Origin of the sequence: Streptomyces sp. NPDC059567 (genome assembly GCF_042735655.1) — a bacterium.
Lineage (GTDB): Bacteria > Actinomycetota > Actinomycetes > Streptomycetales > Streptomycetaceae > Streptomyces.
In genome coordinates, this window is record NZ_JBHWBS010000069.1 from 1 (window position 1) to 18,338 (window position 18,338).

The 18,338-nt window shown below is 72.4% G+C and carries 17 protein-coding genes; 5 read left to right on the forward strand and 12 right to left on the reverse strand.

Going from position 1 to position 18,338, the window contains the following annotated elements; translation table 11 throughout:
• Nucleotides 1-235 precede the first annotated feature (235 nt).
• The 5 genes from ACFVZW_RS25865 to ACFVZW_RS25885 form a co-directional block, all read right to left on the reverse strand.
• On the reverse strand, nt 236-649 hold the full coding sequence (locus ACFVZW_RS25865; RefSeq protein WP_384525659.1) for a DUF6299 family protein: 414 nt from the start codon (nt 647-649) through the stop codon (nt 236-238).
• Between the two features lie 76 nt (nt 650-725).
• A complete protein-coding gene (locus ACFVZW_RS25870) occupies nt 726-1,187 on the reverse strand; it encodes a GNAT family N-acetyltransferase (RefSeq protein ID WP_384525662.1) in 462 nt (153 codons plus the stop codon).
• On the reverse strand, nt 1,184-2,680 hold the full coding sequence (locus ACFVZW_RS25875; RefSeq protein WP_384525666.1) for a tripartite tricarboxylate transporter permease: 1,497 nt from the start codon (nt 2,678-2,680) through the stop codon (nt 1,184-1,186). Before ACFVZW_RS25875 ends, ACFVZW_RS25870 begins: the two co-directional genes overlap by 4 nt.
• 3 nt (nt 2,681-2,683) lie before the next feature.
• A complete protein-coding gene (locus tag ACFVZW_RS25880; RefSeq protein WP_384525669.1) occupies nt 2,684-3,229 on the reverse strand; it encodes a tripartite tricarboxylate transporter TctB family protein in 546 nt (181 codons plus the stop codon).
• Nucleotides 3,226-4,209, reverse strand: a complete 984-nt coding sequence (locus ACFVZW_RS25885; RefSeq protein WP_384525672.1) for a Bug family tripartite tricarboxylate transporter substrate binding protein — start codon at nt 4,207-4,209, stop codon at nt 3,226-3,228. Before ACFVZW_RS25885 ends, ACFVZW_RS25880 begins: the two co-directional genes overlap by 4 nt.
• 122 nt (nt 4,210-4,331) lie before the next feature.
• Between ACFVZW_RS25885 and ACFVZW_RS25890 the strand changes: the two genes are divergently transcribed.
• Complete coding sequence (locus ACFVZW_RS25890; RefSeq protein ID WP_384525675.1) at nt 4,332-5,000, forward strand: response regulator; 669 nt, start codon at nt 4,332-4,334, stop codon at nt 4,998-5,000.
• 92 nt (nt 5,001-5,092) lie between these two features.
• Here the strand turns inward: ACFVZW_RS25890 and ACFVZW_RS25895 are convergent, their stop codons facing one another.
• Together ACFVZW_RS25895 and ACFVZW_RS25900 are read right to left on the reverse strand one after the other, a co-directional pair.
• A complete protein-coding gene (locus ACFVZW_RS25895; RefSeq protein WP_384525678.1) occupies nt 5,093-5,389 on the reverse strand; it encodes a hypothetical protein in 297 nt (98 codons plus the stop codon).
• Between the two features lie 153 nt (nt 5,390-5,542).
• The gene (locus ACFVZW_RS25900) at nt 5,543-6,328 is read right to left on the reverse strand and encodes an alpha/beta fold hydrolase (protein ID WP_384525681.1); all 786 of its coding nucleotides are present in this window, start codon (nt 6,326-6,328) and stop codon (nt 5,543-5,545) included.
• A gap of 303 nt (nt 6,329-6,631) precedes the next feature.
• Between ACFVZW_RS25900 and ACFVZW_RS25905 the strand changes: the two genes are divergently transcribed.
• Nucleotides 6,632-7,636, forward strand: coding sequence for a lytic polysaccharide monooxygenase (locus tag ACFVZW_RS25905; protein ID WP_384525684.1), 1,005 nt, complete (start codon nt 6,632-6,634; stop codon nt 7,634-7,636).
• Nucleotides 7,637-7,646: 10 nt separating this feature from the next.
• Here ACFVZW_RS25905 and ACFVZW_RS25910 read toward each other — a convergent pair whose 3' ends face one another.
• The 3 genes from ACFVZW_RS25910 to ACFVZW_RS25920 form a co-directional block, all read right to left on the reverse strand.
• On the reverse strand, nt 7,647-8,507 hold the full coding sequence (locus ACFVZW_RS25910) for an esterase/lipase family protein (protein ID WP_384525686.1): 861 nt from the start codon (nt 8,505-8,507) through the stop codon (nt 7,647-7,649).
• Nucleotides 8,508-8,698: 191 nt separating this feature from the next.
• Entirely contained in the window at nt 8,699-9,658 is a 960-nt protein-coding gene (locus tag ACFVZW_RS25915) for a hypothetical protein (protein ID WP_384525689.1), read from the reverse strand.
• Nucleotides 9,655-13,353, reverse strand: coding sequence for a DNA polymerase III subunit alpha (locus ACFVZW_RS25920; RefSeq protein ID WP_384525692.1), 3,699 nt, complete (start codon nt 13,351-13,353; stop codon nt 9,655-9,657). Before ACFVZW_RS25920 ends, ACFVZW_RS25915 begins: the two co-directional genes overlap by 4 nt.
• A 149-nt stretch (nt 13,354-13,502) precedes the next feature.
• On the opposite strand from ACFVZW_RS25920, the gene ACFVZW_RS25925 reads away from it, so the two are divergent.
• The 3 genes from ACFVZW_RS25925 (at nt 13,503) to ACFVZW_RS25935 (ending at nt 16,513) form a co-directional block, all read left to right on the forward strand.
• Complete coding sequence (locus ACFVZW_RS25925) at nt 13,503-14,540, forward strand: DUF3533 domain-containing protein (RefSeq protein WP_384525694.1); 1,038 nt, start codon at nt 13,503-13,505, stop codon at nt 14,538-14,540.
• Nucleotides 14,541-14,647: 107 nt separating this feature from the next.
• On the forward strand, nt 14,648-15,589 hold the full coding sequence (locus ACFVZW_RS25930; protein WP_384525697.1) for a GNAT family N-acetyltransferase: 942 nt from the start codon (nt 14,648-14,650) through the stop codon (nt 15,587-15,589).
• 42 nt (nt 15,590-15,631) lie between these two features.
• Nucleotides 15,632-16,513, forward strand: coding sequence for an alpha/beta fold hydrolase (locus ACFVZW_RS25935; protein ID WP_384525700.1), 882 nt, complete (start codon nt 15,632-15,634; stop codon nt 16,511-16,513).
• On the opposite strand, the gene ACFVZW_RS25940 is transcribed toward ACFVZW_RS25935, so the two are convergent.
• Complete coding sequence (locus ACFVZW_RS25940; protein WP_384525703.1) at nt 16,492-17,190, reverse strand: hypothetical protein; 699 nt, start codon at nt 17,188-17,190, stop codon at nt 16,492-16,494. The genes ACFVZW_RS25935 and ACFVZW_RS25940 overlap by 22 nt on opposite strands.
• 212 nt (nt 17,191-17,402) lie before the next feature.
• The gene (locus ACFVZW_RS25945; protein ID WP_384525707.1) at nt 17,403-18,293 is read right to left on the reverse strand and encodes a S1 family peptidase; all 891 of its coding nucleotides are present in this window, start codon (nt 18,291-18,293) and stop codon (nt 17,403-17,405) included.
• Nucleotides 18,294-18,338 lie beyond the last annotated feature (45 nt).

Below are 18,338 nucleotides of genomic sequence, written 5' to 3' on the forward strand. Positions count from 1 at the left end.
GCCCCGCGACCGCCCGAGCCGTCCACGGCCTCGCGCCGAATCCGTCCGCGCTGACGGTCGACGGGGCCAACACCGGGATAGTCTCGGAGGCCGACACCGGCCACGCCGAGGGGGGGCGGGCGCGGGGGGCGGGCGCCCCGCGCCCCCCCCGCCGCCGCCCGGGAGGCGGCGGCCTGCGCGGTCGCGGCCCTCGACGAGCTCGAGGGCCGTGGCAGGGAGGGCCTGGTCGCCCTGCTCAGCGCAGGGTGACGTCCGACTCCTGCGCGGCGAGGAAGCCGGGCAGCGGAAGGCCCAGCGAGCCGGTGGCGGTGAGCTGCATCAGCGTCGCCTTCACCCGGGCGGAGCCGGCGCGGTAGGCCGGCTCCTTCACGACGGCCGTGTTGGACCAGGTGCGCTCCAGGCCGTCGCAGACGGCCCGGGTGCCGCCGATCCCGGCGGAGCGCTCCCCTTGGACGAGCGTGCTGCTGACGAAGACCGGGCCTGCGCTGTCGTCCAGACAGCGGTAGGTGCCGGAGACGGTGACCGTGCCGTCGGCGGCGACGGTGCCGTGGCCGTCGACGGAGAGCTCGTCGCCGGGGCCGGCGTGGGCGGCGGACGCGCAGGCGGCGACCAGCAGGGTGCCGACGGCGAGGGCGAGGCGGAGTCGCATCGGGGGACGTCCCTTCGGGGTGGGGGGTGGTGTCGCCCGCCAGGGATATCGGATCAAGCCGCCTGCTGTCCGAAACTCACCCTATCGGGGGCGAGTTGAGGTGCTTGCGGTAATGAATACGGTCGTACGGGCCGTCCAGCCGCCGTTCGACGACCTCGTAGCCGTGCCGCTCGTACATCTTCTGGTTCTCCCACATCATCGCGTTGGTGAGCAGCCGCACCTCGGGGAGCCCGAGTTCGCGGGCGCGGGACTCCACGAAGGCCAGCAGGCGGCGGCCGAGACCGGTGCCCTGGGCGTCGGGGTGGACGGCGATGTTGTCGAGATAGAGGTGGTCGGCCTCGGTCCTGAGGACCACGAGGCCGACCACCGGGTCGCCGGCGACGAACACCCTCCCCGCGGCGACGTCCGCCGAGTGGTCGGCCTCCATCGGGGCCGGCACGAGGCCGATCCGTTCGATGTAGTGGTGGTAGGCCGCGTCGGTCACGGTCTTCACCCTCGGAACGTCGCTCGGCGCCGCGGGCCGGATGTCCTGTGTCATGCCGACACGTTACGACGGCGGATGATCACCTTCTTCAGCAGCGGCCAGGCCAGCAGGAGCGCGATGACGGCGTAGACGGTCACGGAGAAGGGCGTGTCGACCAGCCCGGTGAGCGAACCGTCGCTGATCTGCAGGGCGCGGCGCAGCTGCTGTTCGGCGGCGGGGCCGAGGATGACGCCGATGACGGCGGGCAGCACGGGCAGTCCGTAGCGCCGCATTCCGAAGCCGATCAGACCGATGATCAGCAGGAGGACCAGGTCGAGCGCCTCGCCGCCCACCGCGTACGCGCCGACGGCGGCGAAGAAGAGGATGCCGGCGTAGAGGTACGGGCGCGGGATGCGCAGCAGCTTGGCCCAGACGGGCGCGAGCGGCAGGTTGAGCGCGAGCAGCAGGACCATGCCGACGAAGAGCGAGGCGATGAGGCCCCAGACCAGGTCGGGTTCGCGCTCGAAGAGCAGCGGGCCGGGCTGGATGCCGTACTGCTGGAAGGCGGCGAGCATGACGGCTGCGACGGCCGTCGTCGGCAGGCCCAGGGTCAGCATGGAGACGAGCGTGCCGGCGGCGGAGGCGGAGGCGGCGGACTCCGGTCCCGCGACGCCCTCGATGGCACCCTTGCCGAACTGGTCCTTGTGCTTGGAGAGCCGCTTCTCGGTGACGTACGAGAGGAAGGTCGGGATCTCCGCGCCGCCGGCCGGGATGGCTCCGAAGGGGAAGCCGATGACGGGGCCGCGCAGCCAGGACTTCCAGGTCCGCCGCACATCGTCCTTGCCGAGCCACGGACGTCCGACCGGGATGGCCTCCCCCGCTGTGCGGCGCAGATGGGCGGCGACCCACAGGGCCTCGCCGATGGCGAAGAGGCCGACCGCGACGATCACGACGTCGATGCCGTCGGCCAGCTGGAGCGAGCCGAAGGTGAGGCGCTGCTGGCCGGTCATCTGGTCGAGGCCGACCAGGCCGAGGGTGAGACCGACGAGGAGCGAGGCGAGCCCGCGGATGCGGGAGGAACCGAGGACCGAGGTCACCGCGATGAACGCGAGGACCATGATGGCGAAGTAGTCGGGTGCGCCGATGTCGACGGCGAGCGCGGCGACGGTCGGGGCGAGCGCGACGAGAAGGAGCGTGCCGATCATGCCGCCGGCGAAGTGGCCGATGGCGGCGGCCGCGAGCGCCTGTGCGCCGCGGCCCGCCTTGGCCATGGGGTTGCCCTCCATGGCGGCGACGACGGCCGCGCTCTCGCCGGGCGTGTTGAGCAGGATCGAGGTGGTGGAGCCGCCGAACATGGCTCCGTAGTAGATGCCGGCGAACATGATGAAGGCGCCGGTCGGTTCGAGTCCGTACGTCACCGGCAGCAGCAGGGCGACCGCCATGGCGGGGCCGATGCCGGGCAGAACGCCGATGGCGGTGCCGAGGAGCACGCCGATGGCGGCCCAGAGCAGGTTGATCGGGGTGAGGGCGGTGCCGAATCCGTCGATCAGGGAGTTCAGTGAGTCCATGGGTCAGAGCACTCCCATCAGCGGGCCGCCGGGCAGCGGAACTCCGAGCAGGTTGTCGAAGACGACGTAGGTGAGCAGGGAGAGTCCGGCGGCGATCAGCGGGTCGCGGTGGAGGTGGCGGCTGCCGAGCGCGTAGGCCGCGCCCCAGAAGAGCAGGGCTCCGGAGACGGGGAAGCCGACGGGTCCGATGAGGACGGCGAAGGCGAGGAAGACCCCGGCGAGGAGGAGGACTGTGCGCCAGTCGCCGGGCTCGGAGAGGTCGATGTCCTCGCCGCCCTCGGACTCGCCGCGGCCGCCGCGCAGGACGTCGATCGCGAGGAGGACGGCGACGACGAGCAGGCCGGCGCCGACGAGGACCGGGACGGTCTTGGGGCCGACGGGGCCGCGCTGGGCGATGTCGACGTTCATGGTGAGGGCGTCGGTGAGGACGAGGACGCCGATGACGAGGAGGAGGAGGCTGACGCCGAGCTCGGAGTGCTCGCGCGGCCAGGACTTCCTCTCCGTGCTCGTCTCTTTCGTCGTCTCCTTGGTCGTCGCTGTGTTCGTCACAGTCCGAGCTCCTTCAGTACCGAGCCGACCCGCTGGTCCTGTTCGGTGAGGAAGGTGCCGAACTCGTCACCGGTCAGGAAGGCGTCGTTCCAGTTGTTCTTCTTCAGCGACTGGCGCCATTGCGGGGAGTCGTGCAGCTTCTTGACCAGGCCGACGAGCTTGTCGCGCTCGGCGTCGGAGAGGCCGGGCGGGGCGACGATCCCCCGCCAGTTGATGAACTCGGTGTCGAGTCCGGCCTCGCGCAGGGTGGGGGCGTCCAGGCCGGGGATCCGCTCGGCGCCGGTGACGGCGAGGAGCCGCAGTTCGCCGGACTCGATCTGGTCGAGGTACTCGCCGACGCCCGAGACGCCGAAGGCGACCTTGTTGCCGAGGATGGAGGCGAGGAGCTCGCCGCCGCCGTCGAAGGGGACGTAGTTGACGCTCTTCGGCGCGATGCCGGCGGCCTGGGCCATCAGCATGGGGGCGAGGTGGTCGGGTCCGCCGGGCGAGGAGCCGCCGCCGACGGGCAGCTTGCCGGGGTCCTTCTTCCAGGCGGCGAGCAGGTCCTGGATGGTCTTGTACGGGGAGTTCTTGCCGACCACGACGATGTCCTGCTCCATGGTGAGCCGGGCGATCGGGGTGGTGTCGGCGAGGGTCTTCGGGGTCTTGTTGGTGTGGACCGCTCCGACGACGCCGAGGCCCATGGACATGGCGAGCCGGCCGTTGCCGTGCTCGCCGACGAGCCGGGTCAGGCCGACGGTGCCGCCGGCGCCGGGCAGGTTGAAGACCTCGATGTCGGTGGTGAGACCGGCGTCCTCGGCGTTCTTGGCCGCGGTGCGGGCGGTGATGTCGTATCCGCCGCCGGGCGTGTTGGGAACCATGAACCGCAGGCCCGGTATCTGGGTGCCGGTGTCGGAGCCGCCGCCGGTGGAGAGCAGGGGCGGCCCCACCAACACCAGCAGCGCGGCCCCGAGCAGGGCGAGGGGGGTGTGCAGACGCACGTGTGCCGCCTCTCGAGAAGGGATGTGAAGTGGCCCACATGTTGCCTGCGCGTTAAGAAGCTGTCTCTCTTCCGCAATCAACGGACGTTGTGGTCCTTGTGGTCGCGACCTAGCGTGTCGGGGTGACAAAGGTGCTGGTGGTGGACGACGACTTCATGGTCGCGAAGCTGCACAGCCGTTATGTGTCGGCCGTGGACGGTTTCTCCGTCGTCGGGGTCGCGCACAGCGGCGCGGAGGCGCTGCGCCTGGCCGACCGGCTGCGCCCGGATCTGGTGCTGCTCGACATCTTCCTGCCCGACATGGACGGCATCTCGGTCCTGCGCGAGCTGCGCGGGGCGGGTCTCGCGGTCGACGCCCTGTTCATCACGGCGGCCCGGGACGCCGCCATGATCCGTTCGGCGCTGCGGGCGGGGGCGCTGCACTATCTGATCAAGCCGTTCAACCAGGCCGCCCTGCAGGAGCAGCTGCGTCACGTGGCCTCGCTGCGCACGCGCCTGGACACGCTGGACGAGGCGCGCCAGGAGGACGTGGACCAGATCTTCGGCACCCGCCCGCGGGGCTCGCGCGAACTCCCGAAGGGCCTCGCCGCGCACACCGCGGAACTGGTGGACGGCATCCTGCGCGCCCACCCGGAGGGCCTGTCGGCGACGGAATGCGCGGAGGCGGGCTCCCTCTCCCGGGTCAGCGCCCGCCGCTACCTGGAGTACTTCGCGGAAACGGGCCGCGCGGAGATCACACTCCGGTACGGGGGGACGGGCCGCCCGGAGCGCCGCTACCGACGGCTGGGCTAGGCCGTTTCCTTCGGATCGGTCGGTCCCGCGGCGGGCGGCCGGGGCGGGCCACCCGCCTGTGCATCCGACGCCGACGAACAGCGCGACACCGATCAGGCCGTGGGGCGGCGGCGGGCGCGGAGCAGGTGAACGCCCTTCACGGCGTAGACGGCGGCCATGAGCGCGAAGCCGGTGAGGGCGACCCAGAACCAGGAGTCCGCCACCAGGAGACTCAGCAGCATGCCGCCGAAGAGCAGCAGATTGCCGACGCTCTCCAGCAGCTCGAGACGCGCCTTGGAGCGCACCGCGGAGTCGGGTCCGCGCAGCCGGCGGATGATGGGAACGAGGGCGAGGGCCTGCAAGACGGCCAGACCGAGAGCGATCCAGACGAACCAGTCGGGTATGTCCACGGCGCGCACTGTATCGCCCGCCCGGGACCTTCGGGACGGTTTGCTCGATGCCATGGGTGGCGACGAGGAAGCGGACCGGAGCGAGTCAGGACCGCCATCCGGCGATGACATCGGCGGCTGACACCACGACCGCGCATACCGAGAGCCCGCGTGTCAGGGCAGGTGTGACAGCAGTAGCTTGGTGAGACGTCCGGGCGTACGGAGTGGCAGGTAGTGGTCGGCGTCCGGGATCGTCTCGCCGCGGGCGCCGGGGATGTCGGTGACCAGTCGTTCGGCGATTACCGCGATCTCTGGGTGGTCGTGGTCGCCGTGGACGACCAGCGTCGGCGCTGCGATGTCCGCGAGGTGTGGTTCGGCGTCGCGGCTCGGGGGGACGACGCAGTGCCGTTCGCTCACGACGCGCCGCTCGGCGTTCGAGGCGACCATCGTCTCGATGAGCTCTCCTCCGGGAGCCGTACGGCCCATGGCTGCCCAGATCGTCAGTTCCAGCTCGGCCAGGGTGGCCGTCTCACGCTCGCGCCGGGCCGTGTCATAGGCCGACAACTCGGGGCTTCGCGGCCAGACATGACCGCTGACCGAGGCACCGACCAGGGCCAGTGCGGTGACGCGCTCCGGGTGGGCGAGGGCGAAGTCCAGCGCGGTCTCCCCGCCCATGCTCAACCCGACCAGCGCGGCTCGACGAAGGCCGAAGTGGTCAAGGACGGCGCGCAGATCCTCGACGTCGCTGAACGGCTCGCCCGGAGGCGTGGAGCGTCCCAGTCCGCGGGCGTCGTAGCGGATCACGTCGTGATGGCGGGCCAACTCGGGAACGATGGCGTCCCACAGACGGGAGTCCATCCCGGCGCCGTGCAGCAGCACGACCGGGCTTCCGGTGCCGTTGCGCTCGGCCCACAGTCGACCGCCGTCGGGAGTGGGAACGCGGACTTCACGTGGCGGCATGTCAGATCGTCCGCGGGTGTCGGTTGTCACGCTGTGATCATTTCAGAGCGTGACAACCAGGACGCCACGTTCGAAGCGAACGCCAGCCCACCCGGCCCCCGGCGGACGCTCCCGGACGGGAAGGGGCTGGTCCCACCAGCCCTCGGGGCGCGGCGCCGGGTCCTTCCTCAGCGCCCTCTTACCTCCGCCTTAAAGGCGTCCTAAGGATCGTCATCTTCCCCTCTCCACCGGCCTTTTCCGCCTCCGTGGCGGCTAGTTTTCTGGGCAACCCCCACACCACCCTCGTGAAGGAGCTGTCCCCCCATGACCTCTCGCCGCCGTACGGCCGCCACCGTTCTCGCCCTCGGTGTCGCGCCGCTCGCGCTCGCCGGGCTGGCTGCCGCGCCGGCCTCCGCGCACGGGTCGATGACCGATCCGGTGAGCCGGGTCTCGGCCTGTTACGCCGAGGGGCCGGAGAGCCCGAAGTCGGCGGCGTGCAAGGCGGCCGTCGCGGCCAGTGGGACGCAGGCGTTCTACGACTGGAACGCGGTGAACATCGCCAACGCCGCCGGGAAGCACCGCGAGCTGATCCCGGACGGCAAGCTGTGCAGCGCCGGCAACGACAAGTACCGGGGGCTCGACCTGGCCCGCGGCGACTGGCCGGCCAGCACGCTCGCCTCCGGCAAGCACACCTTCCGTTACAAGGGGACCGCACCGCACAGGGGTTCCTTCGAGCTGTACGTCACCAAGGACGGCTACGACCCCTCGAAGCCGCTGACGTGGTCGGACCTGGAGGCGAAGCCGTTCGCGACGGTCACCGACCCGCGGATGGAGAACGGCGACTACGTCTTCGACGGCACCGTGCCGAACAAGTCCGGCCGCCACCTGATCTACTCGATCTGGCAGCGCTCCGACTCCCCCGAGGCGTTCTACACCTGCTCCGACGTCGTGTTCGGGAAGGACAACGGCGACGCGGGCGGCGCCCCGGCGCCGACGGCGTCCGCGCCGACCGACGAGGAGATCAAGGACGGGGAGGACAAGTCGTCCGTGGAGCACGGCGGGCACGGTGACGACAAGGCCGAGACCGGGGCGGAGGCCACGGCGGCCGCACCGGCCGCCACGACGGCGCCCGCGTCCTCGGAGCCGGTCGCGCCCAACGAGCCCGCCGCCGCCGGTTCCGGTCCGGGCGAGAGCCTCGCCGAGACCGGGGGCGACGCCGCGACCCCGTACATCGCGGTCGGCGGCGCCGCCGTCCTGGCGCTCGGTGCGTCGCTGCTGTTCGCGGCCGTCCGCCGCAAGGCGGTCCCCGCGGGCCGGCACAGCCGCTGACGCCGTAGGGTCAGCCGATCACGGACGCGCAGGTGGTCGGGGTCGCGCGGGCCGGGTCGAGAGCGTTCGTCACCTCGTGGAACGTGATCCGGTCCAGCGTCCCGATCGCCACGTGCTCCGAGAGGTCCAGCGCGCACTTGTCCTGGATGACGACGTTGGTGACGTTCGGACCGTCGAGGAACCCCGAGCGGTACGGGGTGACGACCTCGTCGTACTTGGTCGCGATGACCGTGTACGTGACGCCGGGGACCGTGTCCCCGCCCTCGTTGAGCCGGGTGATGAACGGGGATCCCGCCATCTGGTCGGCGAGGCCCGGGGTGTTCGCGGTGATGAAGTCCTCGACACCGGGGAAGTACGGCAGCAGCTTGGTGAGGCCGAGGAGGGTCGTGCCGTGGTTGTCGGGGGCGATCCCGACGAGCGCGTTGACCTTCTCGGCCCCGCCGAGGAATTTGATGTAGTGGCGGGGCATCATGCCGCCCTGCGAGTGACCGACGAGGTCGGCCTCGGCGGCACCGGTGGCGGCGAGCACCTTGTCGACGTATACGTCGAGCTGCTCGGCCGACTTCTCGATCGGGCCAAGTCCGTGGAAGAACGGCACGTTCGGCAGCTGGCCGTAGTCGAGCGAGAAGACGCAGTATCCGCGGTTGACCAGGTAGGGCGCGAGGACCAGCCAGTTGTCCACGGAGTTGCCGAAGGTGCCGTGGACGAGGACGACCGGACGCGGGTGTGCGGCGGAGGGCTTGCAGGAGAAGTCGTTCCAGCCTCGGCTCGGGGCGGGTGCGGCCTGGGCCGATGCGGTGGGGGCGAGGGTGGCGGCGGCGGTCAGCAGCAGGACCGAGAGGGTTCTGAGCGCGTGTTTCCAGGGCAGCATCGTGCGATCTCCTTGCGGCTCAAGGGAAATCTGTGACGAACGATGGCAGCGAGCCCTGCGGTCCGGACCACAAGTGGGGATGCTCTGCTTCTAGCCAAGCTACGCACGAGTAGCCTCGACTGGGAAGTTACGCGTCGGTAAAAAGTGACTTCTCGTCAATAAGGAGTAGTAGCAGGCCGTACGAGTGCACGTCAGGCCGCCAGCGAGCCCGGAACGATCGCCCCCGGGCCGAACTTCGCCCGCGCCCGGTCCGCCACCGCCTCGATCCGGCGGGCCTTCTCGTCCGCGGGGTCGAAGGTCAGCTGATGCGCGGCCCCCTCCGCGGGCGCGAGCCCCTCCGCACGCAGCGCGATCCCCCGTACCCGGGCCCGCTGCAGCCCGAACGAACCGTGGATCGCGTACGCGAGCGCGGTGAGCGCCGCCGAGTGGGCGGTCGGCTCGGGCAGCGTACGGGTGCGGGTGGTGGTGGACCGGTCCGCGTACCGCACGGTCACCGTGAGGGAGCGGCACACCTGCTTCTCCTTGCGCATCCGGGCACCCAGCTCCCCGGCGAGCGCGAGCAGCGCCCTGCGATGCGTCGAGTGGTCCAACTCGTCCTGGGAGAAGGTCTGTTCGGCCGCCATCGAGCGGGAGAGCGCGTTCGGTACGACGGCGCTGCGGTCGAGCCCCCGGGCCCGCTCCGCCAGCTCGCGGCCGGCTTTCGCGCCGACGAGCCGCTGGAGCACGGCGAGCGGCGCGTCCGCGACCCGGCCGATGGAGTCGAGTCCGTACGCGCAGAGGGTACGGGCGGTGGCACGGCCGACCCCGTCGAGCGCGACGACCGGGCGTTCCCGCAGGAAGGCGGCCGGGTCCTCGACGACCAGGGTGACGCCGGGGCGTGCCTCGCGCGCCGCCATCCGGGCCAGCATCGGGTTCGGCCCGGCCCCGATGACGCAGTCGACCCCGTACAGGGCGAGCGCCCTGACCCGTACCACCGAGGCCAGCTCGACCGGGCTCCAGCCGAAGTAGCGCAGCGCGCCGCGCACGTCGGCGAGCAGGGTGTCGGGCGGGGCGGCCTCGACGACCGGGGTGAACTCGGCGAGCAGCCCGACCAGTCGGGGAAGCATCGCCTCTCCGAGGTCTTCGAGCCGGAACCGTACACAGAGGATCATCCCGCGCTCCCCGGACTCTGGTGCCACAGCTTCCTGGCCGGTGTCGCCGCGCCTTCGCCGGCCGGCTTCAGGTCCGCCCAGGCGTTCATCTCGTAACCGGTCTCCATCGTGATCCGGCGGCCGCCGTCGCCGTTTCCGGTGGGCGTCGGCGTGGGCTCCGCGAGCCGTGCGCCCACCGCGTCCAGCCCGCCGGTGGCCCGCAGCTCCACCAGCTCGGCGAGGTTCCAGGCCGCGGACCCGACCACGCTGAGGCTGCGCGGGCCGCGCCGCTGCACCACGCCCCGGACGAGGAGCAGCCAGGAGTGGAAGACGGTGTGCGCGCAGGCCTCGTGGGAGTCGTCGAAGAAGGCGAGGTCGACCAGGCCCGTGCCGTCGTCGAGCGTGGTGAAGATGACCCGCTTGCCGGAGCGGATCGGCGGGGTCTGGGTGGCCGCCTTGGCGCCCGCGACCAGGACGGTCTGCCCGTGCGGGGCCTCGCGCAGCCGCTTGGCGGAGACCACGCCGAGTTCGCGCAGGAAGGCGTGGTGGTCGCCCATGAGGTGGCGCGAGGCGTCCATGCCGAGGACGCCCAGCTCGGCGCTGAGCCGCTCCGACTCGTCGAGGTCGGGCAGGCCGATGGGGGCGGTCTTCCGGCCCTGGGCGAGCGGGAGCTGACCGCCGTAGGAGGCGGCTCCGCGCTGGGTGCGGTGGAGTTCGGTCAAGTGCAGGAGCAGATCACGGCGGTTGGCGCCGAAGGCGTCCAACGCGCCGACCTGTGCCAGCCGTTCGGCGACCGGCTTGCGCGGGCGGGCCCGCTCCCAGAAGTCGAGCAGCGAGGCGTAGGGCTGGCCGGCCTCGATCCGCGCGCTCTCCGCCTCGCTGATGCCGTGGACGTCGGCGAGGGCGAGCCGCAGGCCCCACCGCTCCGGCGGACCGGACACCAGTTCGATTCGATGGGCGACCGCCGACCGGTTCACATCCAGCGGCAGCACCGGCACCCCGCGCCGCCGCGCGTCCGCGAGCAGCAGCCGCTTCGGGTACATCCCCGGGTCATGGGTGAGCAGCCCGGCGTAGAAGGCCGCCGGGTGGTGCGCCTTGAGCCAGGCCGACTGGTAGGTGGGGACGGCGAAGGCGACCGCGTGCGCCTTGCAGAAGCCGTACGAGCCGAAGGCCTCCACGATCTCCCAGGTGCGGGCGATGACCTCGTAGTCGTACCCCCGCTTCTCGGCCCGCTGGGCGAACCAGATCTTGATCCGGCCCTGCGACTCGGGATGCGAGAGCCCGCGCCGGACCTGGTCGGCCTCGCCCCGGCCGCAGCCGGTCATGATCCGCACGATCTCGATGATCTGCTCGTGGAAGACGACGACCCCGTACGTCTCTTTCAGCGCCGCCTCCAGGTCCGGGTGCGGATAGCGGACGGGGGCCCGGCCGTGCCGGGCCTCGATGAACGGGCGGACCATGTCGGCGGCGACCGGCCCCGGCCGGAAGAGCGAGATGTCGACGACGAGGTCGTGGAAGGTGGCCGGCTGGAGCCGGCCGACCAGGTCGCGCTGGCCGGGCGACTCGATCTGGAAGCAGCCGAGGGTCTCGGTGGACTGGATGAGCCGGTACGTCGCGGGGTCGCCGGCCGGCACCTGCGCCGGGTCGTCGATGTCCGGCCGCTCGCCCGTGGCCCGCTCCACCTCCGCGACGGCATGGGCCATCGCGGACTGCATCCGCACCCCGAGGACGTCGAGCTTGAGCAGCCCGAGGTCCTCCACGTCCTCCTTGTCGAACTGGGCCATGGGAAATCCCTCGCCGCTGGTGGGCACGACGGGGGTACGGGTGAGCAGCGAGGCGTCCGAGAGCAGCACCCCGCACGGGTGCATGGCGATCCCGCGCGGCAGCGCGTCGAGGGCCTCGACCAGCTCCCAGAGCTTGCCGTACGTCTGCTTCTCGCCCGCGAGTTCGCGCAGCTCGGGCAGTTCGTCGAGGGCGGCGAGCGCGTCCCGGGCCCGGATGTGCGGGAACGCCTTGGCGATCCGGTCGATCTCGGCCGGATCCATGGAGAGCGCGGCGCCCACGTCCCGTACCGCGTGGCGGACCCGGTAGGTCTCCGGCATGGCGACGGTGGCGACCCGCTCGGTGCCGAAGCGGTCCATGATCGCGCGGTAGACCTCCAGGCGGCGGGCGGACTCCACGTCGATGTCGATGTCGGGCAGTGCGGTGCGGTTCTTGGAGAGGAAGCGCTCCATGAGGAGCCCGTGCTCGACCGGGTCGGCGTGGGCGATGCCGAGGAGGTGGTTGACGAGCGAGCCGGCGCCGGAGCCGCGCGCGGCGACCCTGATCCCCATGCCCTTCACGTCGTCGACGACCTGAGCGACCGTCAGGAAGTAGGTGGCGAAGCCGTGGTGGGCGATGATGTCGAGCTCGCGGTGCATCCGGTCCCAGTACACGCGCCGGCCGGGACCGCGGTCGTACCCCCGCAGCACCATGCCGGCGGAGGCCCGGGAGGCCAGCACGCGCTGGGCGGTGCGGTGCGCGGCGCCGACGAGGTACGGCTCGGGGAAGTGGGCGGAGCCCATGCCGAGGTCGTCCTGGGGGTCGACCACACAGCCGTCGGCGACCGCCATGGTCTGGTCGAGCAGCCGGTGCGCGGTGTCCCTGCGAAAGCCGGCCGCCTCGACGATCCGCTCGGCGGTGGCCAGCATGTCGCCGGCGTCCTTGAGCCATGCCTCGCCGCTGTCGAGCTCCTTGCGGGGGTCGATGGGGACGAGGCGGCGGGCGGAGTCGAGGACGTCGGCGACGGGTCCCTGACCGGAGTCCGCGTACCGGACGGCGTTGGTGAGGACCGGGCGGACGCCCTGCTCGGCGGCGAAGCCGACGGTGCGGGCGGCGAGCCGGAGCGAACCGGGCCCGGTGCCGGAGCGGCCGTGGTGGACGGCCTCCAGGCGCAGGGCGTCGCCGTACCGCTCACGCCAGGGGACGAGGAGCCGGGCGGCCCGGTCGGGGCGGCCGGCGGCGAGGGCCCGGCCGACGTCGGACGCGGGGCCGAGCAGCACGGTCAGGTCGTCGCCGTGGTTGGCGTCCCAGGGCAGCCGAGACTGCTCGCCCTCCGCGTGGGCGGCGGTGATCATCCGGCAGAGCGCGGCCCAGCCGGCCGCGGATCGGGCGAGGAGGACGACGCGGGACGCGGACTCGTCGACGAAGGCGCCGCCCCGCACGGGCACCCGCCGCGCGGAGGTCCCGGCCTCCCGCACCGGCCACCCGGCCGCGCCGGAGCCCCGGGCGGGCGCTCCGCCGGCACCGGCCACGGCCCGGCCGACCGCTCCCGCCCCGGAAGCGGACGGGGCGGACCCGTCGGCCGCGTGCCCCGCCGTGCCGGAGCCGTTGACGGCGCGCGCACCCGAGCCGCCGGCCCCGGCCACCCCCGGACCGAACCCGTTCACGGCGTACACGCGCGCACCACCGCCACCGTCGCCACCCCGCCCCTGCCCTCGCCCGGCCGGCGCCGGCATCGGATCCGCGACCGCGAGGTCCACGCCGAAGAGAGGGCGCACCCCCGCCTCCGCGCAGGCCTTCGCGAAGCGGACCACGCCCGCGACCGTGTCCCGGTCGGTGAGGGCCAGGGCGTCCATGCCCCGCTCGGCGGCGCGCAGGGCCAGCCGCTCGGGGTGCGAGGCGCCGTAGCGCAGGGAGAAACCCGATGCGGTGTGCAGATGCGCGAACCCCGGCATGTGCACCTCCCACATCGATTCGTACGTACGTTCCCACCCCCTCTTCCTCACCCTAACCCATTTCGAACGTGCGTACGATACGCCGCGCGCATCATCCGTTCGGCCCCATCCCACCTGCGCAAACACCACCCGCCCCGGAGCGTGGGGGCATGAGTCTCGCCGCTGAACTGAAGAGTGCCGTCACCCCGCGCGCAGCCCTGCTCGTCATCGGCGTGTTCGCCCTCCAGCTGCTGTTCATCACCTCGTACGTCGGAGCGCTGCACAACCCGAAGCCGAGGGACGTGCCCTTCGGTGTGGTCGCACCCCCACAGGTCTCCGCCCAGCTCGTCGGGCAGCTGGAGAGGCTCCCCGGCGATCCGCTGGCCCCCCGGACGGTCACGGACGAGGCCGAGGCCCGGAAGCAGATCCTGAACCGGGAGATCGACGGCGCCCTGCTGGTGCACCCGGCCCGGACCACCGACACCCTGCTCGTCGCCTCCGGCGGCGGCAGCGTGCTCTCCTCCGCCCTGGACACGCTCTTCACCAGGCTCGAGGCCGCCAACCAGCGCACCGTCAGGACCGTCGACGTGGCCCCCGCCTCCCCCCAGGACTTCGACGGCCTCTCGGCGTTCTACCTCGTCGTCGGCTGGTGCGTCGGCGGATACATCTGTGCCGCGATCCTCGCCATCAGCTCGGGCGCGCGACCCGCCAACCCCGAGCGCGCGATCATCCGGCTCGGGGTGCTCGCGGTCTACGCGATCCTCGGCGGCCTCGGCGGCGCGGTCATCGTGGGTCCGATCCTCGGCGCCCTGCCGGGCAGCGTCGCGGCGCTGTGGGGCCTGGGCGCCCTCGTCGTCTTCGCGGTGGGCGCGGCGACCCTGGCCCTGCAGTCGGTCTTCGGCATCGTCGGCATCGGTCTCGCGATCCTGCTGATCGTGGTCGCGGGCAACCCGAGCGCCGGCGGCGCCTTCCCGCTGCCGATGCTGCCACCGTTCTGGAACGCGATCGGCCCCGCCCTGCCTCCGGGCGCCGGGACCTGGGTGGCGCGTTCGATCGCGTACTTCAAGGGCAACGACGTCACCGGCTCGCTGCTGGTGCTCTCCGCCTGGGCGGTCGTCGGCAGCTCGATCACGCTGGTGATGTCCTCACTGAAGCGAAAGCCGGCACCGGAGCCCGCGGCCGAGGAGCCCGGCGCGGCCACCGCGTGAGCCGAAGGAGCCCGCGGGCGACCCGACCGCGAAATCCCTTGGTCCGTCGGCCACTCGGCGGCTAGGTTCGCGAGGCACACCACCCCCGAACCGACAAGGCTCTCTCTGTGACGATCGTCCGTCCCGCCCGTCCCGACGAACTCCCCGCCCTGGTCGAACACTCCGGTGACGCCGAGCGCAACGCCGCCACCCGTGCGTACCTCACCCAGCTCCTCGACAGCGCCTGCACCCGGCCCGAGTGGTGTCTGGTGGCCGAGGACGGCGACGGGCGGCTCACCGGCAGCGTGGTGCTGTGGACCATACCGGGACACGAAGTCCCGCTCGCCGTCGTGCTGTTCGAGGCTCCCGCGGACTCGCCGGAGACCGCGGCCGCGCTGCTCGACGCGGCGGCCGCGACGGCGAGGGAGCTGGGCGCGACGGAGCTGGAGCATGTCGTCGACTCCCCCGCCCAGGCCCCGCAGTTCCAGCGGAACCCGGAGCGCCGGGGCGAGCTGCTGCGGACGGCGGGCTACGAAGCGGTCCGCGACGGGCGCCGGTTCAGCCTCCGGAACCCCGGTGAATCCGGTGACCTGCCCGCCGACGATCCCCGTCTGACCTTCCGCTCGCTCGCCGAGCTCGGCCCCGAGCCCTTCGTCGCCGTCCTGGCGGAGCTGCTCGCGGACACGGCGGACGCCCGGCTCGCGGCGGACGTACGGCAGCACGGCGCCCGGCGCGCGGCGGAGCTGCTCTTCGAGGAGACGGCCGAGCTGAAGCACGAGCCCGAGTGGTGGGAGCTCGGTTACGACGCGGACGGCACCGTCGCCGTGATCAGCCTGCCCGCCGAGAACCCCAGCGTTCCGGTGATCGGCTTCGTCGGCGTCGCACCGGCCCACCGCGGCAAGGGGTACGCGACCTCGGTGGTGATCCGGGGCACCCGCGTCCTCGCCGCCGCGGGCGCCACCGAGATCCGCGGGGACTGCGACGCCGCCAACGTGGCGATGGCGAGGGCCTTCAAGCGGGCCGGATACGTGAACTTCGCCGACCGGCTGGAGTTCGCCCGGACCCTCTGAGACGAGGTACGGGCGGCCGGCCCGGCGGTACGCTGCGAGGCCATGGGCAAGCATGTGCGCACCGACGACGGCCGCCTGCTGATGGCCGAGGAATGGGGCAACCCCTCGGGCAACCCCGTACTGCTCCTGCACGGCACGCCGGGCAGTCGGCTGGGCACGGCGCTGCCCGACCTCACGGTTCACCATCCCGACGTGCGGTTCTTCGCCTACGACCGCCCCGGGTACGGCGGCTCGGACCGGCTCCCCGGCCGGCGGGTCTCCGACGCGGCCCGGGACGCCGCGACCGTCGCCGACGCGCTGGGGATCGAGCGCTTCGCCGTGGTCGGACGCTCCGGCGGCGCCCCGCATGCGCTCGCCTGCGCCGCCCTGCTGCCCGGCCGCGTCCGGGCGGCCGCGGCGCTGGTGGGCATCGCGCCCCGGGACGCGGCGGGTCTGGACTGGTTCGCCGGCATGACACCGTTCAACGTCCGCGAGTACGGCCTGGCCGCCGAGTCGCCCGAGCTGCTCGACGAGGACCTCGCGGCGCGGGCCGCGGCCGTCCGGAAGGATCCGGAGGGTCTCATCGAGGATCTGCGGGCGGAGCTGTCCGAGCACGACCTGCCGGTCGTCTCCGATCCCGCCGTGCGCGCCACGCTGCTGCGCGGCTACCGCGAGGCGCTCGGTTCCTCGCACCACGGCTGGACCGACGACTGCCTGGCCTTCACCCGCCCATGGGGCTTCGAGGTCTCCGACGTGACCGCACCGGTCCTGCTCTGGCACGGCCTCGACGACGCGTTCTCGCCGCCCTCCCACACCCGCTGGCTGGCCGGGCGGATCGCCGGATCCACGCTCGTCCTGGAGCCGGGCGCAGGTCACTTCGCGGCGCAGTACGCGCTCCCCCGTGTCCTGGAGTGGCTGCGGGCTCAGGAGGACGGCGGCGCGTAGCCGCTCGCCCGGGCGCCCTCGAGGCAGTTCATGATCCGCTCATGGCTGTCGCCCACCGTGTCGACGACCCGCACCCGGATGTAGAAGGCGTCGACCTCGCCGACGAAGCGCCGCGAGAAGGAGGCGACCGTCAGGGTGTCGTAGCTTCCGGTGCCCACCAGCGGGAACCGGCCGAAGGAGACGACCTGGAAGTCCTCCTTGACGGTCAGTCCTGCCGCGGTCAGCAGGTCCACCGCGCCGGCGACATCGGTCCACGACCGGGGCACGGACTCCCCGGGAAGGACGACCCCGCACTCGTACCGCTCGATCACGGCGGTGTGCTGCCCTCCGTTGAGCAGTCCGACCCGCCACTCGTCCGCGCCGCCGCGCAGGTTCCCGCTCGCCCAGTCGGCCCGGAGCCCGAGGTAGGGCCGTACGGTACGGGCGTACTGCGCCCGCCCCAGAACCGCAGCCGCCGCGACCGCGAGCAGGCTGCCCAGCGGCTCCATGTCCAGGAGCTGCAGCCGCCAGGGCCAGTCGGTCCTGGCCTCCTCGGTCATGTTGGCGCGCACGATCTCCCAGCCGAGGACGGCGGTGAGCAGCACGAGCAGCACGATCGGCGCCGTGTAGAGCAGGGGACTGCGCCGGACGCGGCGCTGGGGACGTGAGGCGTGTATCGCTCCGGGCCTTGACGTCACGCGCTCTCCCCCGCCACGAGTCCATGCGTCGGGGGGCGGCCGCCGCGCGCCCGCGGCCCCCGCCGGGCGCCTCCGAAATTACAGAATCACATTCTTCAGCACGCCCACCTGCACACACTCCCACGAGTCCTTGCGTCGGGCCCCCGGGGCACGGCATGCCCGGGGGACCCGACGTCGTTCGGATCATCGTGCTACGGAGGCGCCGCCTCCGGCTAGTACACGCTGACTCCGTAGGCGCTCAGCGCCTCGGTGACCGGCTGGAAGAAGGTCGTGCCGCCCGAGGAGCAGTTGCCGCTGCCGCCGGAGGTGAGGCCGATGGCGCGGCTGCCCGAGTAGAGCGGGCCGCCGGAGTCGCCGGGCTCGGCGCACACGTTGGTGCGGATCATGCCGTACACGATGTCGCCGCCGCCGTAGTTGACCGTGGCGTTGAGGCCGGTCACCGAACCGCTGTGGGTGCCGGTGGTGGAGCCGCGACGCGTCACGGACATGCCGACGGTGGCGTTGGCCGCGCTGGTGATGTCGACGCTGCCGACCGTGCCGGACTTGGTGACGGAGCTGTTGGTGTAGCGGACGATGCCGTAGTCGTTGGTCGGGAAGCTGGATCCCGAGGTGGAGCCGAGCACGGTGGTGCGGCCGGAGTTGGAGTACCAGGTGCCCGCGCCGTCGGTGCAGTGTCCGGCGGTGAGGAAGTAGTAGTTGCCCGCGCTGTCGCGGACGTTGAAGCCGAGGGAGCAGCGCCAGCTGGTCGCGTAGATCGCGTCGCCGCCGGAGATCAGCTTGTTGAACCTGCCGGGGGTGCGCTCGACGCGGATCGCTCCGGCGTTGGCGCCCGCCTGGCGCTTGATCTTGGCGATCTCCGCCTGCGACACGGTCGAGTCGGCGGTCACGACCAGGGTGTTGGTGGCCTGGTCGACGTGCCAGGCGGTTCCGGCCACGTCGGCGGCGAGCACGGCGTCGCCCGCGGCGGCGAGCTGCGTCGCGCCGAAGGTCTGTGCGGTGTCGGCGTTCGCGGCGGGGACGGCGACCGCGGCCGCGGCGGCGAGGCCGGTGGCGACGGCGAGCAGTCGGACGGTTCTCGTGGGGGTGGTGCGCTTGATCCTCACTTCGCGTTCCTCCAGAGGGGAATCGGGGACCCGACGTGGGGTGTC

Excerpts from the sequence above, each read along its gene's own strand:
- ACFVZW_RS25865 (WP_384525659.1), bottom strand. The coding sequence starts at position 649 with ATGCGACTCCGCCTCGCCCTCGCCGTCGGCACCCTGCTGGTCGCCGCC.
- ACFVZW_RS25935 (WP_384525700.1), top strand. The coding sequence starts at position 15,632 with ATGGGCAAGCATGTGCGCACCGACGACGGCCGCCTGCTGATGGCCGAG.
- ACFVZW_RS25915 (WP_384525689.1), bottom strand. The coding sequence starts at position 9,658 with ATGATCCTCTGTGTACGGTTCCGGCTCGAAGACCTCGGAGAGGCGATG.
- ACFVZW_RS25920 (WP_384525692.1), bottom strand. The coding sequence starts at position 13,353 with ATGCCGGGGTTCGCGCATCTGCACACCGCATCGGGTTTCTCCCTGCGC.
- ACFVZW_RS25875 (WP_384525666.1), bottom strand. The coding sequence starts at position 2,680 with ATGGACTCACTGAACTCCCTGATCGACGGATTCGGCACCGCCCTCACC.
- ACFVZW_RS25870 (WP_384525662.1), bottom strand. The coding sequence starts at position 1,187 with ATGACACAGGACATCCGGCCCGCGGCGCCGAGCGACGTTCCGAGGGTG.
- ACFVZW_RS25900 (WP_384525681.1), bottom strand. The coding sequence starts at position 6,328 with ATGCCGCCACGTGAAGTCCGCGTTCCCACTCCCGACGGCGGTCGACTG.
- ACFVZW_RS25925 (WP_384525694.1), top strand. The coding sequence starts at position 13,503 with ATGAGTCTCGCCGCTGAACTGAAGAGTGCCGTCACCCCGCGCGCAGCC.
- ACFVZW_RS25910 (WP_384525686.1), bottom strand. The coding sequence starts at position 8,507 with ATGCTGCCCTGGAAACACGCGCTCAGAACCCTCTCGGTCCTGCTGCTG.
- ACFVZW_RS25905 (WP_384525684.1), top strand. The coding sequence starts at position 6,632 with ATGACCTCTCGCCGCCGTACGGCCGCCACCGTTCTCGCCCTCGGTGTC.